This is a genomic window from Lactococcus sp. bn62 (assembly GCF_029492705.2).
Classification (GTDB): Bacteria; Bacillota; Bacilli; order Lactobacillales; family Streptococcaceae; genus Lactococcus; species Lactococcus petauri.
This window is the reverse complement of sequence record NZ_CP120417.1, coordinates 1,806,920-1,820,850: the sequence shown is the minus strand read 5'-3', so window position 1 is coordinate 1,820,850 and position 13,931 is coordinate 1,806,920. Positions and strand designations below refer to the sequence as shown.

The 13,931-nt window shown below is 38.8% G+C and carries 16 protein-coding genes; 12 read left to right on the top strand and 4 right to left on the bottom strand.

Translation table 11 applies throughout. From position 1 onward, the window contains the following. Positions 1 to 21: 21 nt before the first annotated feature. Both pheT and P3G65_RS09475 read left to right on the top strand, forming a co-directional pair. Complete coding sequence (pheT, locus tag P3G65_RS09480) at positions 22 to 2,430, top strand: phenylalanine--tRNA ligase subunit beta (protein WP_019292195.1); 2,409 nt, start codon at positions 22 to 24, stop codon at positions 2,428 to 2,430. 159 nt (positions 2,431 to 2,589) lie between these two features. Continuing rightward, on the top strand, positions 2,590 to 3,621 hold the full coding sequence (locus P3G65_RS09475; RefSeq protein WP_019292194.1) for a 3D domain-containing protein: 1,032 nt from the start codon (positions 2,590 to 2,592) through the stop codon (positions 3,619 to 3,621). 150 nt (positions 3,622 to 3,771) lie between these two features. Here P3G65_RS09475 and P3G65_RS09470 read toward each other — a convergent pair whose 3' ends face one another. The 4 genes from P3G65_RS09470 to P3G65_RS09455 all read right to left on the bottom strand — a co-directional run bounded on the left by P3G65_RS09470 (position 3,772) and on the right by P3G65_RS09455 (position 5,680). Further along, entirely contained in the window at positions 3,772 to 3,966 is a 195-nt protein-coding gene (locus tag P3G65_RS09470; protein WP_019293884.1) for a hypothetical protein, read from the bottom strand. Between the two features lie 23 nt (positions 3,967 to 3,989). Next, complete coding sequence (locus tag P3G65_RS09465) at positions 3,990 to 4,763, bottom strand: XRE family transcriptional regulator (RefSeq protein WP_019292192.1); 774 nt, start codon at positions 4,761 to 4,763, stop codon at positions 3,990 to 3,992. A 114-nt stretch (positions 4,764 to 4,877) separates the two neighbouring features. Further along, positions 4,878 to 5,084 (bottom strand): helix-turn-helix transcriptional regulator, encoded by a 207-nt coding sequence (locus tag P3G65_RS09460; protein ID WP_019292191.1) that lies wholly within the window; start codon positions 5,082 to 5,084, stop codon positions 4,878 to 4,880. A gap of 14 nt (positions 5,085 to 5,098) precedes the next feature. After that, positions 5,099 to 5,680 (bottom strand): DUF2975 domain-containing protein, encoded by a 582-nt coding sequence (locus P3G65_RS09455; protein ID WP_242520613.1) that lies wholly within the window; start codon positions 5,678 to 5,680, stop codon positions 5,099 to 5,101. Between the two features lie 92 nt (positions 5,681 to 5,772). On the opposite strand from P3G65_RS09455, the gene rsgA reads away from it, so the two are divergent. The 10 genes from rsgA (at position 5,773) to P3G65_RS09405 (ending at position 13,817) form a co-directional block, all read left to right on the top strand. Beyond that, positions 5,773 to 6,654, top strand: a complete 882-nt coding sequence (rsgA, locus tag P3G65_RS09450) for a ribosome small subunit-dependent GTPase A (protein WP_019292189.1) — start codon at positions 5,773 to 5,775, stop codon at positions 6,652 to 6,654. Then, the gene (locus P3G65_RS09445; RefSeq protein ID WP_019292188.1) at positions 6,626 to 6,832 is read left to right on the top strand and encodes a hypothetical protein; all 207 of its coding nucleotides are present in this window, start codon (positions 6,626 to 6,628) and stop codon (positions 6,830 to 6,832) included. Before rsgA ends, P3G65_RS09445 begins: the two co-directional genes overlap by 29 nt. An 8-nt stretch (positions 6,833 to 6,840) precedes the next feature. After that, complete coding sequence (gene rpe / locus P3G65_RS09440) at positions 6,841 to 7,500, top strand: ribulose-phosphate 3-epimerase (RefSeq protein WP_019292187.1); 660 nt, start codon at positions 6,841 to 6,843, stop codon at positions 7,498 to 7,500. Then, positions 7,497 to 8,783 (top strand): DNA recombination protein RmuC, encoded by a 1,287-nt coding sequence (gene rmuC / locus P3G65_RS09435; protein WP_019292186.1) that lies wholly within the window; start codon positions 7,497 to 7,499, stop codon positions 8,781 to 8,783. The genes rpe and rmuC overlap by 4 nt, the downstream gene beginning before the upstream one ends. A 1-nt stretch (position 8,784) precedes the next feature. After that, the gene (locus P3G65_RS09430) at positions 8,785 to 9,729 is read left to right on the top strand and encodes a 3'-5' exoribonuclease YhaM family protein (RefSeq protein WP_003133400.1); all 945 of its coding nucleotides are present in this window, start codon (positions 8,785 to 8,787) and stop codon (positions 9,727 to 9,729) included. A 15-nt stretch (positions 9,730 to 9,744) separates the two neighbouring features. Next, a complete protein-coding gene (locus tag P3G65_RS09425; RefSeq protein ID WP_019292185.1) occupies positions 9,745 to 10,614 on the top strand; it encodes an aldose 1-epimerase family protein in 870 nt (289 codons plus the stop codon). A gap of 90 nt (positions 10,615 to 10,704) precedes the next feature. After that, a complete protein-coding gene (locus P3G65_RS09420; RefSeq protein ID WP_003133404.1) occupies positions 10,705 to 11,832 on the top strand; it encodes a cation:proton antiporter in 1,128 nt (375 codons plus the stop codon). 74 nt (positions 11,833 to 11,906) lie between these two features. Continuing rightward, positions 11,907 to 12,536, top strand: coding sequence for a uracil phosphoribosyltransferase (upp, locus tag P3G65_RS09415; protein ID WP_003133406.1), 630 nt, complete (start codon positions 11,907 to 11,909; stop codon positions 12,534 to 12,536). Positions 12,537 to 12,685: 149 nt separating this feature from the next. After that, the gene (locus P3G65_RS09410) at positions 12,686 to 13,294 is read left to right on the top strand and encodes a nitroreductase family protein (protein WP_019292184.1); all 609 of its coding nucleotides are present in this window, start codon (positions 12,686 to 12,688) and stop codon (positions 13,292 to 13,294) included. 205 nt (positions 13,295 to 13,499) lie between these two features. Then, a complete protein-coding gene (locus P3G65_RS09405; protein WP_003133409.1) occupies positions 13,500 to 13,817 on the top strand; it encodes an ATP cone domain-containing protein in 318 nt (105 codons plus the stop codon). Positions 13,818 to 13,931: the final 114 nt, after the last annotated feature.

Below are 13,931 nucleotides of genomic sequence, written 5' to 3'. Positions count from 1 at the left end.
CGGAATAAAAGGAAAAATAAAATGTTAGTATCATATAAATGGTTAAAAAAATTAGTCAACGGTCTTGATGATGTTCCTGTTGCTGATTTGGCAGAAAAAATGTCACTTTCAGGTATTGAAATTGAAGGTGTAACTGTACCAGGACAAGGTTTGTCAAAAATTGTTGTCGGTCAAGTCTTGACTTGTGAAGATGTACCTGAAACACATCTACATATTTGCCAAGTTGATGTTGGAGAAGAAGAACCGCTCCAAATCGTCTGTGGTGCTCCAAATGTCAAAGCTGGAATTAAAGTCATTACAGCACTTGTGGGTGCACGTATCGCGGATAACTATAAAATCAAAAAAGGAAAAATCCGTGGTATCGTTTCCTTAGGAATGCTGTGCGCACTTGATGAAATTGGTATTCCTGAATCTGTTAATCCAATGAAGCATGAAGATGGCATCTATATTTTACCTGAAGATGCAGTGATTGGTGACAGTGTCTTGCCATATCTTGACTTAGATGATGAAATTATCGAACCCGATATCTTGGCCAACCGTGCTGATGCAATGTCAATGCGTGGTGTTGCTTATGAAGTAGCAGCTATCTATGGTAAAACAGTCAATTTTGAAGAAAAAACGGTAACCGAAGTAGCCAAAAAAGCGGCTGATAAGGTAGCTGTAAAAGTGGAAACAAGTACAGAACAAGTTCCGACTTATAAAATTCGTATGATTGAAAATGTCAAAATTGCTCCATCACCACTTTGGCTACAAAATACCTTGATGAATGCTGGTATTCGCCCCATTAATAATGTCGTTGACGTAACCAACTATGTTTTGATGTACTACGGCCAACCGCTTCATGCTTTTGATTTTGATAAGTTTGGTGCAGATGAAATTGTGGTGCGTCAGGCGGATCAAGGAGAGAAGATTATTACTCTCGACGAGCAAGAGCGGGAACTTAGCCCTGAGGATATCGTAATTACAGCTAATGGCCAACCGGTAGCTCTTGGAGGTGTCATGGGTGGCTTTGACAGTGAAATTACTGATCAAACAGTCACAGTAGCTTTAGAAGCTGCACTTTTCAACGGCACTTCAATCCGTAAAACTTCACATAAGTTTGCCTTACGTTCAGAATCTTCAAGCCGTTTTGAAAAAGGAATCAACCAAGGTACAGTACGTGAAGCACTAGACTTTGCAGCAGCCATGATTCAAGAACTGGCTGGTGGAGAGATTCTCTCAGGTGTGGTAGAGTCAAATGACTTCATGCCCAAACTTCAAGAAGTTAACATTACTTTGGACCGTATCAATGCGGCTTTAGGAACATCACTTGAAGATGCAGAAGTACTTGCGATTTTAGCGCAACTTGGTTTTGAAACACAAGAAAAAGAAGGACAATTTAACATTCAAATTCCTTCACGACGTTGGGATATCAAGATTGAAGCCGATATCGTGGAAGAAGTAGCTCGTATTTATGGCTATGATAATTTACCTAGTACTCTACCTTCAGGTGCGACAGCAGGTGAATTAACTGCCATGCAAAAATTACGTCGCAAGGTACGCACACACGTCGAAGCGGCAGGGCTTTCAGAAGTTATTGGTTATTCTTTAACTACAGCAGAAAAAGCGCAAGAATTTGTAGAAACACAAGGGGCAACAACATCGTTGATGTTGCCAATGACAGAAGATCGTCAAACCTTACGTGGCAGTCAAATTCCGGGTCTCTTAGATATTGTTAATTACAATCAAAACCGCAAAAATGCAGATGTTGCAATTTATGAAGTAGGCAATATTTTTGTAGCGACAGATTCTGAAGATACACGTCCTCTTGAAATTCCACATCTTGCCTTTGCTATTTCTGGAAATGTAGAAGACAAAACCTACAGTTCTGATGCTGTAGCTGTGGACTTTTATTATGCAAAAGCTATTGTTGAACAACTCCTAGCAGGTTATGACAACCTTGCTTTTGAAGCTTATTCTGAAGTCAAAGAAATGCACCCAGGGCGTACTGCACGTATTCTTTTGGGTGACCGTCAAGTTGGTTTCGTTGGGCAAGTTCATCCTGCAACAGCAAAAGCTTATGATGTGAAAGAAACTTATGTGGCTTCACTGGACTTGGATGTAATGCTTGAGCTTGCACCAGCGCAGACAGTCTTTGTGGAAATTCCAAAAGTTCAAGCTGTGCATCGTGACATTGCGATGCTAGTTGATGCAGAGAAAACACATGCTGAAATCGTAGAAACAATCACTTCAAGTAAAGTTAAAACATTAAGCAAAGTTGAGCTCTTTGATATTTATCAAGGTGAAAACTTACCAGAAGGTAAGAAATCAATGGCTTATAGCTTAACTTTCCAAAGTCGTGAAAAGACAATGACAGAAGAAGAAATTGCAAAAGCAATGGCAAAAATTACGAAAAATCTTGTAGAAACTTTAGCGCTTGAAATCCGTTAAATGAAAAACCTTAGAAGTATATTCTAAGGTTTTTATTATGAGTTTTAAAAAAAGTCAAGAGATAAAGTATTAATAAAAGCGGTTTACATTAAGTTTGTATGTCTCTTCGTAATGTATTTGACATCAACCTGCGTTCTTTTTGTGTTAAAATAGTAAAATATGAAAAAGAACAATTGGAAAAAAGGTGCAACTTTACTTGGACTGTCAGTCGGAATGCTGACAATGGGCCTACAAGTTGCTAAAGCTGACGAAAGTACGATTAATAAAGATATCGAGAACTTTCAACAACAGCTCAACTCAGAACTTTCTCAGACAAATGCTATCTACGCAAAAGCAACTGATTCGCAAAATAAGCTAAAAACAACGCAAGAAAAGATTGCAAGTCTGAATCAAGAAATTGAAAGAACTGAGGGAAAATACAATTCTTTAAAAGAAACAGTAGCGAAGCAAATGCGTGCCATGCAAGCTCACGGTGGAGCTTCAGCTTCTGTTCTTAATGTAGTATTGAATGCTAATGATTTTCATGAAGCAATACAGGCTTGGACAAACCTGAGTGTGATATTAAGAGCTGAGGATGCGCAAGCTAAGGACTTAGTTGACACGCAGAAAAATTTGGAAACAATGCAAAGCTCACTTATGCAAACCAAAGATGAGTTAAAAACTGCTCAGGCAGACTACCAAGAGCAAGCGGAGAACCTTGAAGAGAGTATTCATACCCTAAAAAATAAAATGGCTGATAACCAGAACATACTGGAGGAGATGAAAGCCAAAGCAGAAATGGCTAAAGATACAACAGTAGACGAGAATGCAGATCAGCCTAAAATAGAGCAGTTGGCTTCAAAGAAAAATGAAGCACCTCAAGTTTCGGAGCCTAAAGATACGACGATTACAGCTCCGAGTAGTGATGGTGGAACTTCCTTGACTGTTTCGGCTACAGCTTACTCCTCAGATAACGGCTTAGGTTTTATCACAGCTACAGGGATTAACTTGCACCAAAATCCAATGTGTATTGCCGTAGATCCTTCTGTCATTCCCTTAGGAAAGATGGTTGAAGTCCCAGGATATGGCATTGCTATTGCAGGTGATACAGGTGGAGCCATCAAGGGAAATATTATTGATGTCCATCTTCCAACAACAGCTCAAGCGCAAGCTTGGGGACGTAAGACAATTCAGATTAATGTACTTGCTTAACAAACAACAGCATATCTACAGTAGCCTTTCAAAACTACTTTAAGTATGCTTTTTGTTTTGCATTTATAAGTACTAAAAAAGCCCAAGAAGAGGTTATTCAAAGTCTTCTTGGGCTTTTTTTTGTGAGCCAAGGCTGCACTTATCTTTCTTTCATGAAACTTTCTGACCAGTTTTTAACTTTATCGCTGTTGGCAGAGTGATGAATTTTTGAGCTTCAACTTGTTTTACTTTTTTAGTCTTACGTAAATCTCGCTCCTCAGGACTAAACCAGAGGGCTATTTCATAGAGGGCTGCAAAACCTAAGCCCATTCCACCAAACATTAAAACAATTTCTATAAATTCCATTGTGACCTTCTTTTATAATATTCTTAGTTCTCGATTAATTCGGGCGTTATTTCTTCAATACAATCAACGACAGGGCCGACGATTCTTGAAGTTTCTTCATCTAAGTAAAAATCCTTGTATTGTGGATCGGTGTTGAGTGAGTGACAGCGGAAACTTTCTCCGTCTCGAAAAACTTGCTTACAATACAGCTGTTCTTCTCCGGGTCCGCCCTCTGAAATGACATAAATATCGCCATCTCTATCAAAACCAGTCGTAACAAAGGTGACAATAGAGAAGTTAGGATACTCTGGTTGCATAGAGTCTCCTTTGATGCGTGCAGCACCGTCATAACGGCCTGGACGTACATCTGTAAAGATGGTGTAAGTCTCTTGGGTGTCATTCAGAGCCTGACCAAAACCAGCAGATAATTGCTCATCAGCTACCTCAATCGTATATAGTTCCTCACGACGGTAAGTACGTAAAGGAATGATATTATCTGAGTCAGGAAGAGTTTGTGGTTTCTGACTGGCAAGAAACTGTGAAAAATTCAAGACATTCTTTTGCTGTTCAGCATCTAACTGTTTGTAAATATCGAGAAGCTCAATAAAAGAAGAATGTCCTTGATTTTCGTTGAGGATAAGATCAATAGGTGTTTTGTAAATATCTGCAAGTTTAGTAATCATTTCTAAAGCAGGATTACTGGTTTTCTTCTCCCAAAGCGCATAAGTCCCTTGAGTGATGTCAAGCATCTTGGCAATGTCTTTTTGAGTAAACTGATGTTCTTTACGTAGCTTTTTTAAGGTTTGTCCTAGATTCATGCTTCCATCCTCTTTTATTGAATTTATCAATATTATAAGCTAAAATAGAATAGAAGTCAAGCTAAAAAATTGAATGAGTCAATAAAAGGAAGCGAGCTTGCTTCCTTGCATTTATTAATCTTCTCGATATTCAAGGAGATCTTTAGGTTGACAGTCGAGTGCTTTGCAAAGTGCTTCAAGTGTAGAGAAGCGTATTGCTTTAGCCTTACCATTTTTTAAAATAGAAATGTTAGCCATTGTGATACCCACTCGTTCTGAAAGTTCAGTCACAGACATTTCACGCTCTACAAGCATTCGATCTATATGTACTTTTATTGCCATTTTATACTCCTTTCTTAAACCGTGAGGTCATTTTCTGATTTAATCTGAATGACACTTTGCAGGAGCTTTTCAATTGTTGCAATAAAGATAGCAACAATAAAAGGAGTAACACTAATGGCTACACCAATAACCATAATTACCGGTGCATGAATCACCTCGATGATGTGATAGGTCATAGGTAAAATTCCAAGAAGCACAAAGAAAGTTGCAAATGATAATTTTTTAATAGTAGAAATTATCTTTAAGGCCGGCTCAGTAAAGGCTGTACCACGCTCAATAAGTAACAGTATACGATAGACAAAAATCGTTACGACAAGAGATAGGGCCGCAGCTATGTAAAGCGCCAAATAAAAGAGAATTTTTACAAAATAAATATCATGATCAGAGTAGGAACTGATGAGCCCTTGTGTCAAAACAACAAAGAAAAAAAGGATAAATGCAATAACAGGTACAAGTGCAACCTTGAGAAAGGTGGTCTTAATTTTCGATATTTCTTTCATGTTGTTCATTATAAGTGATGGATGATTGATTGTCAAGATGAAAATATCGTTTTGCGATATGAGTTGACTATGGTTTTGTACGTATAGATGTATCATTCAAAGAACAATTGTTTTTTATAAGAGAGATAGTCGTAAGGGTTTCAAGGAGCAGAGAATAATAATTATATGAAATGTGTTAAAATATCAGTATGGTAAAAAAAGGACGTATTATTAAATCTTTAGCAGGGTTTTACAATGTAGAATCTGAGGGACAAGTTTATCAAACACGAGCGCGTGGTAACTTTCGTAAGAAAGGGATGAAACCAATCGTTGGTGATTTTGTGGACTTTTCAGCTGAAGAAAATTCAGAAGGTTATATCTTAGATATACACAAACGCAGAAACAGCTTGATTCGTCCTTCCATTGCGAATATCGATCAGGCTGTCATCATCATGTCAACGGTTAATCCTGATTTTTCCTTGAACCTGTTGGATCGCTTTCTTGTGTTTTTGGAACATAAAGATATTCAGCCTCTCATCTACATTTCGAAACTAGATTTGCTTGAGGATGTCAGTGAGTATGAACAGTTCAAAAAGAATTATGAAACGATTGGCTATCAAGTTTTCTTTGACTGGAAAGAACTGACAGAAGTATTAGCAGATAAAGTTACGGTCTTTATGGGGCAAACGGGCGCTGGAAAAACAACTTTGTTGAATCTAATTGCACCAGGTATGAACTTGGCTACGGGAGAAACTTCAGACAAACTAGGACGTGGACGTCACACTACGCGTCATGTGGAATTCTTTGAAGTGGCATCAGGCTTAATTGCAGATACCCCAGGATTTTCAAATCTAGACTATGATGTCTCTAACCAACCCGATTTAAATGCGGCCTTTCCAGAAATTTTACGAGAAAGTCATGGGTGTAAGTTTAGAGAATGTACCCATACACATGAACCTTCTTGTGCTGTCAAAGAAGCACTTGAAGAAGGTAGGATTTTAGCGAGCCGTTATGAGAACTATCTACAATTATTAACTGAAATAAACAACACGAGGGAAACTTATGCCAAACAAAGAAAAAAACAAAATTAAAGGGAACATTTGGATGAAGCAAGCCGGCTTTTTAGGCTTAGTGATTCTTTGGGGCCTTATCATTCTGTTTAAAAATAGTTTAGGAGATTGGAAGTGGCCACTTTTTGGCTTGCTTGTTGTCTTAACTATTTGGGGTTTATACCAAATCAATAAAGCTTTCTTTGGCTTGAAAAAATAGGAGGAAACATGAAACAATATACAAATAAAATCGCACCATCTATTCTCGCTGCTGACTTTGGTGCTTTTACAGCAGAAGTCGCAAAGATTAGAGCTGCTGGTGCTGATTATGTACACATTGATGTTATGGATGGTCATTTTGTTGACAACTTGACTTTTGGCTCTGGTGTCGTTGCTGCACTTCGCCCACATACAGATATGGTTTTGGATGTGCACATGATGGTTGAAAATCCAGAAAAATATGTAACGGAGTTTGCGAAAGCCGGTACGGATATCATGAGTATTCATGTTGAAGCAACAGCACATATCCATGGTGCATTGCAAAAGATTAAAGCAGCCGGAATGAAAGCAAGCGTGGTCATCAATCCTGGAACTCCCGTTTCAATGATTGAACCTGTTCTCGGCATGGTGGATATGGTCTTGGTGATGACTGTCAATCCTGGTTTTGGAGGTCAAGCCTTTATTCCTGAAACGATGGATAAAATTCGTGAACTTGTGAAATTACGTGAAGCTAATAATCTAGAATTTGATATTGAAGTTGATGGTGGTATTGACGATAAAACTGTTGACCAAGCACGAGAAGCAGGCGCCAATGTATTTGTAGCTGGATCTTTTGTCTTTAAAGGCGATGTGGCTGATAACATTCAAAAGTTAAGAGATAGATTATGAACGTCGTCATTATTATTCTTTTGATTTTAGCCATTCTGATTGGGATTGCTAATTTTTTCAAAAAGCCAACGTCTAACACCAAACTGAATGCGCGGGTCGAAAATCTGTCTTCAAACCTGACAGAGTTACGTATAGAAATGTCGCAACAGTTGGGGCAAAATCGCCAAGAAATTTCCGGAACAGTTTCAAGCTTATCGCATAATATGAATGCAAACTTAGGAAATCTGACAGAAAATATCAATGCTAAATTTGATTACCAGTTTAAGGATTTACAAAGTTCCAACGAGCAAAAACTAGATAAAATTGCGCTTAACTTAGCAGAAATGTCAGCAGCTATTACGGATAAATTTGACCGTAAGTTTCAGGAGCTGCAAGAGGCTAATGATAAAAAGCTCGGTCAAATTCAGAACACGGTGGATGAAAAGCTTCAGGAAACATTAAACAAAAGGATTTCCCAAAGCTTTGAACAGGTCACAAATCTTCTGACTTCAGTTGATAAAGGATTAGGCGAAATGCGTAACCTAGCCAGTGATGTCGATAGCCTACAAAAAGTAATGACGGGTGTGAAGACACGAGGTATTATTGGCGAGGTACAACTTGGCCGTATTTTAGAGCAAATTTTCACCTCAAGTCAGTACCAGGAGCAAGTCAACATTCAAGACCGAAATGCAGTAGATTTTGCGGTTATCATGCCTGGTAAAGTAGCAGGCAGTGATGTTTTATTGCCGATTGACTCAAAGTTTCCTTTGGAAGACTACCAACGCCTGCAAACTGCGCTTGAAACAAACGATATGCTGGCGATTGAAGCATCACGAAAAGCCTTGTTTGCCGCGGTTAAAGCTCAGGCAAAATCAATTTCGGAGAAATACATCTTACCGCCAAAGACAACCGACTTTGCAATCATGTTTTTACCTATTGAGGGGCTTTTCATGGAAGTGGTAAATAACACAGACCTTTATGAGCAACTCAGCCGTGATTATAAGGTAAATGTTACTGGTCCAACAACCATGACAGCAGTCTTGAATAGCTTGCAAATGGGATTTAAGACCTTACAGATAGAACAAAAATCAAGTGAAGTTTATGAAATGCTTGGGGCTGTTAAAACCGAATTTGGTAAGTTTGAAACCTCGCTTAAGAAAGTTCACGAACGTTTGCAACAGTCCGAAAAAGAAATCAATACGCTGATTACGACAAGAACGAATGTCATGAATCGTAAATTGCGCACGATTGATGCCGTTGACAAAGACACGAGTGCTGCGCTTTTAGAAATAGAAGGGGACTAAGATGGTTCTGATAAAAAACATAGCTATGGGAGAATTTTTTGAAGGATTCTACCTGATAAAATCAGTCGAGCTTCGTCGAACACGCGCAGGTAAGGATTTCCTTGCGATTGTTTTTCAAGATCGGACAGGAACAATATCGGGCAATATTTGGGATGCCAATCCTAAAGCTGTCAAGCAGTTTGTTGCGGGGCGTGTGGTTCATATGAAAGCCTTAAAAGAACTCTACAACGGTATGCCGCAGGTCAATCGAATTAGCCTACGTTTGCCGGAAGGTAACGAACCAGCTAACCCTGCAGATTATCGTGAAAAATCACCGGTAAATGAGACGGATCTCCGTAAATATGTTGAAAGTATCGTTTTCCGTATTGAAAATGCAACATGGAATCGTATCGTTCGTCATATCTTGAAAAAATTTGACCGTGAATTTTATCAGTTTCCTGCTGCAAAAACCAATCATCATGCCTTTGAAGGTGGGTTAGCTTATCATACAACCACGATGCTCCAACTGGCCGAAAAAGTATGTGAAGTTTATCCACAGCTCAATGAATCTTTGATGTTTGCAGGTATTCTTTTGCATGATATGGCCAAATGTTTAGAGTTTACTGGTTATGAAAACACAAGTTATACGTTGCGTGGAAATCTCTTAGGACACATCGTTCTTATCGATGAAGAAGTCAGTAAAGCAGCGATCGAACTTGACATCAGTGATGAAAAAGAGGACTTGCTTTTACTGCGTCATGTCTTACTGAGTCATCACGGCCAGTTAGAATATGGCAGTCCTGTCCGCCCTAAAATCATGGAAGCAGAAATCATTCATCAGATTGATATGATGGATGCTAGCATGATGATGATGATGACCGCTCTAAATAATGTTGAACCGGGACAATCAAGTCAACGCGTCTTTGCCTTGGAAAATCGTAACTTTTATAAACCATTAGATAACTAAAGAGAAGAAGAAAAGATGAAACACACACTTAAAAATAATACATTAACGGTTGCAGTTGACACTTTTGGTGCAGAATTACACTCTGTTCAAAAAGAGGGTATCGAATATCTTTGGCAAGCAGCTCCAGCGTTTTGGGGACGTCATGCTCCTGTTCTTTTCCCGATTGTTGGGAAGTTAAAAGACGGACATTACAGCTACGCAGGTAAAAACTATGAGATGTCAGGACACGGCTTTGCACGTGATACAGAATTCAAACTCGTACAGGAAAAAGAGGATGAGTTGGTTTATGAAATTACCTCAAATGCTGATACACTTGCACAATATCCTTTTGAATTTAGCTTTAAGGTAAGTTACAAATTGACAGGAAATCAAGTGCGCGTACTTTATCAAGTGGAAAACAAAGATGAAACGACGATGATTTTTGGTGTGGGTGCTCATCCAGCTTTTAACGTTCCTCTCGAAAAAGGCAGCTTTGAGGATTACACCTTGACGATAGCCCCAGCCGAAAAACGTACATTTATTCCTTTAGATTTACCAACGGGTACGCTTAAGAGAGAAGAGCAATCTGAGGTTGAGGTGAGTGATATAGCACTGAACCATGAACGCTTTTCTAAAGACGCGCTCGTTTATACATCATCAGATGAGATGTCAGTGGCTTTAACAAACCGTTTAGATAGTCGAAGTGTGAAAGTCACTTGGGAAAACATGCCTTTCTTTGGTCTTTGGAGTCCCTATCCAGCTGAAGCTCCTTTTGTTTGTATCGAACCTTGGGCTGGTATAGCAGATGAAGTTAGCACAACAGGCGAACTTACCGAAAAATTTGGGATGAATCAACTTGCTCCACATGAAACTTTTAGCTGTGAATATGTCATTGAAATAAACTAAGACAAAAAGATAGACAGTAAGTCTATCTTTTTCTAAATTTTTAAGAAAGACCGCGAGAAAAAGCAGCTGTAAATTGCTATAATAGAAAGTATGAATGATATTTTCCAACTTACACTGATTTTAGTGGCTTCATTAGTCGCAACTTTAATCGCAAGAAGAATAAGAATTCCCGCAGTAGTCGGTCAAATACTGATTGGTATTGTCTTAGCACCTGCTGCTTTGGGATGGTTGCAAGGAGGACACACCATTGAGGTCCTCTCCGAAATTGGGGTGATTCTGCTCATGTTTCTGGCAGGGCTAGAGAGTGACCTAGGGGTTTTAAAGAAAAACTTTAAACCTGCTTTACTGGTTGCCCTAGCGGGTGTCCTTGTTCCTTTACTGGTTTTCTGGGGCGTAACAACGATGATGGGCTATGCCTTCTCAACGGCTATCTTTTATGGTATCGTCTTTGCAGCAACCTCTGTCTCGATTACAGTTGAAGTTTTGCAAGAATACGGTAAGCTTTCCACAAAGGCAGGCTCTATTATCTTGGGTGCGGCTGTTGTAGACGATATTCTGGCTGTTTTAGCTCTATCTATCTTCACATCTACACAAAGCTCTTCTGGCAACTTGCCAAAGCAGTTTTTCATGGAATTCCTCTTCCTTCTTTTCCTTGTCTTGGTACACAAGTCAATCCCTAAAGTTTGGCGCTTTGTGGAGAAACTTCCGGTCTACGCAAAAAATACAACAGCGGCGCTCATTCTTTGTTTGGTTTTAAGCCTCCTTGCTGATGCAGCGGGTATGTCAGCTGTGATTGGTTCTTTCTTTGCTGGATTAGCTTTAAGTCAAACAGACGTTTCTCATAAGATTGAGGAATACAGTTCCGCTATTGCTTATGTCGTCTTCATCCCAGTTTTCTTCGTTTCCATTGCGATTTCCGTAACTTTCGAGAGCATCTTTGAACATCCAATCTTGATTCTCTTCTTTACTTTATTAGCCGTATTGACGAAGTTTATTCCGGCTTATTTCATCGGGAAATCAACGGGACTTACAAGCTCAGACAGTGCCTTGGTCGGTACAGGAATGGTTTCTCGTGGTGAAATGGCTTTAATCATCGCGCAGATTGGTCTTGCTTCACAAGTGATTAATAGCGATATTTATTCAGAGCTGGTTATCGTGATTATCCTCAGCACTCTGATTGCACCGTTCCTAATCAAGCTCTCTTTGAAAAAAGACTAAAATAACAATAATAACAGACTTATGACAAGAAAAATGATAAAATAGTCAAAGTATATAAAATGAAGGGGTTTCTTATGTCAAACTGTCAAGTAGTAAAACATCCACTTATCCAACACAAACTTTCAATCTTGCGTCGTGCAGACGTTTCAACAAAAGAGTTCCGCGAACTCGTTGACGAGATTGGTATGCTTATGGCTTATGAAGTATCTCGTGACTTGCCTGTACAAGATGTCGAAATTGATACTCCTGTTGCGCACATGACTGCGCAAGAACTTGCAGGGAAGAAATTAGCAGTTGTGCCAATTCTTCGTGCAGGTATCGGTATGGTAGATGGTATCTTGAAACTTATCCCAGCAGCGCGCGTGGGCCACATTGGTATGTATCGTGATGAAGAAACGTTCAAACCAGTTGAATACTTGGTTAAACTCCCAACAGATATCGCTGAGCGCCAAATCTTTTTGGTTGATCCAATGTTAGCTACAGGTGGTTCAGCAATTCTTGCAATTGATAGCCTTAAAAAGCGTAATGCTAACAATATCAAGTTCGTTTGTCTTGTTGCAGCACCAGAAGGTGTAAAAGCAGTCCAAGAAGCGCATCCAGATATTGATATCTATGTTGCAGCACTTGATGATCACCTTAACGAACATGGCTACATCGTTCCAGGACTTGGTGATGCTGGAGACCGTTTGTTCGGAACAAAATAATAAAACTTTAAAACGTTAGAGAGTAAAAGCTTTCTAGCGTTTTTTTATAAAAAAAATAAAAATCCTGAGCTAAATAGTTTACAAGCGTAAATTTATGTGTTAAGATTACAATTGTAAACATAAATAAGAAAATAAAAGGAGACATTACTATGTCATTTATCAACTCACTCAAAAATCGTCGTTCAATCTACGCACTTGGTAAAGATGTTAAAGATGCAGACCAAGCTATCGAAACAATTAAAGAAGCAGTAAAACACAGCCCATCAGCTTTCAACAGCCAAACAACACGTGTACTTATCGTTACAGGTGAGGCGCAAGAAAAACTTTGGGGCCAAATCGTGGCTGACGAATTGAAAGCAACAATGAAAGCACAAGGTGTTCCTGAGTCTGCTTGGGAAGGTACAAAAGCAAAACTTGATGGCTTCAAAGCTGCTTATGGTACAGCTCTCTTCTTCGAAGATCAAGACGTTGTAAAAGGTTTGCAAGAACAATTTGCCCTTTATGCAGACAACTTCCCAGTATGGAGCGAGCAAGCTTCAGGTATCACTTCAGTCAATGCATGGACAGCTCTTGCAGAACTTGGTATTGGGGCAAACTTGCAACACTATAATCCAGTTATTGATGAAGCAGTTGCTAAAGAATGGAATGTTCCAGCAAACTGGAAACTACGTGGTCAACTCGTATTCGGTTCTATCGAAGACGAAGCAGGAGAAAAAACTTACATGGCAGATGATGACCGTTTCATTATCGTAAAATAAGTTAATAAAGGCCTTAGGGCTTTTTTTTGTAGGAAAAATGATAATTTGCTATAATAAAAGAAAGTAATACTACTCGAAAAAGACTAGCGTTGCTACTGTTTGAGGCAATAAAATATTTTGAGATAATCAAGATATGAGCCAAAATATGATTTCGAAAAATTCCTTAGAACTAAGGACGCAAGATAAAGCACATAAAGGAGAAGATATGGAAGCAAAATTGCTCAATAAAGTAGTGATAAAACGTAATGGTCGCGTTGTCGATTGGGATTCATTTCGTATACAAACAGCGGTTTTTAAAGCTGCAATTAATGGAAAATACAAAGACAAACCCTTGCATGCCAATATGATTGCCAACAATGTTGCTAAGGTTGTTGAGAAAGTTATCGCTGAAATTCCTTTTGATAAGATTGAGATTGACACAATTCAAAACCAAGTGGTCAACCAGCTCAATGACTTTGACAAAGAAGTGGCAAAAGATTTCCTTGAATATAAAGTGAAACAAGAAATTAATCGTAAGCACTAATAGCGGGACTATATTGAAAATAAAAAGCAGATTCTCTGAGAAACTGCTTTTTGTGTTCCTTAATTAAAAACAAATGAGTGTAATATTACTTCTTTATAATTTTAATCTTTGATA

Coding starts and splice junctions, on each gene's coding strand:
- pheT (WP_019292195.1), top strand. CDS start 22: ATGTTAGTATCATATAAATGGTTAAAAAAATTAGTCAACGGTCTTGAT.
- P3G65_RS09475 (WP_019292194.1), top strand. CDS start 2,590: ATGAAAAAGAACAATTGGAAAAAAGGTGCAACTTTACTTGGACTGTCA.
- P3G65_RS09470 (WP_019293884.1), bottom strand. CDS start 3,966: ATGGAATTTATAGAAATTGTTTTAATGTTTGGTGGAATGGGCTTAGGT.
- P3G65_RS09465 (WP_019292192.1), bottom strand. CDS start 4,763: ATGAATCTAGGACAAACCTTAAAAAAGCTACGTAAAGAACATCAGTTT.
- P3G65_RS09460 (WP_019292191.1), bottom strand. CDS start 5,084: ATGGCAATAAAAGTACATATAGATCGAATGCTTGTAGAGCGTGAAATG.
- P3G65_RS09455 (WP_242520613.1), bottom strand. CDS start 5,680: ATGATACATCTATACGTACAAAACCATAGTCAACTCATATCGCAAAAC.
- rsgA (WP_019292189.1), top strand. CDS start 5,773: ATGGTAAAAAAAGGACGTATTATTAAATCTTTAGCAGGGTTTTACAAT.
- P3G65_RS09445 (WP_019292188.1), top strand. CDS start 6,626: ATGCCAAACAAAGAAAAAAACAAAATTAAAGGGAACATTTGGATGAAG.
- rpe (WP_019292187.1), top strand. CDS start 6,841: ATGAAACAATATACAAATAAAATCGCACCATCTATTCTCGCTGCTGAC.
- rmuC (WP_019292186.1), top strand. CDS start 7,497: ATGAACGTCGTCATTATTATTCTTTTGATTTTAGCCATTCTGATTGGG.
- P3G65_RS09430 (WP_003133400.1), top strand. CDS start 8,785: ATGGTTCTGATAAAAAACATAGCTATGGGAGAATTTTTTGAAGGATTC.
- P3G65_RS09425 (WP_019292185.1), top strand. CDS start 9,745: ATGAAACACACACTTAAAAATAATACATTAACGGTTGCAGTTGACACT.
- P3G65_RS09420 (WP_003133404.1), top strand. CDS start 10,705: ATGAATGATATTTTCCAACTTACACTGATTTTAGTGGCTTCATTAGTC.
- upp (WP_003133406.1), top strand. CDS start 11,907: ATGTCAAACTGTCAAGTAGTAAAACATCCACTTATCCAACACAAACTT.
- P3G65_RS09410 (WP_019292184.1), top strand. CDS start 12,686: ATGTCATTTATCAACTCACTCAAAAATCGTCGTTCAATCTACGCACTT.
- P3G65_RS09405 (WP_003133409.1), top strand. CDS start 13,500: ATGGAAGCAAAATTGCTCAATAAAGTAGTGATAAAACGTAATGGTCGC.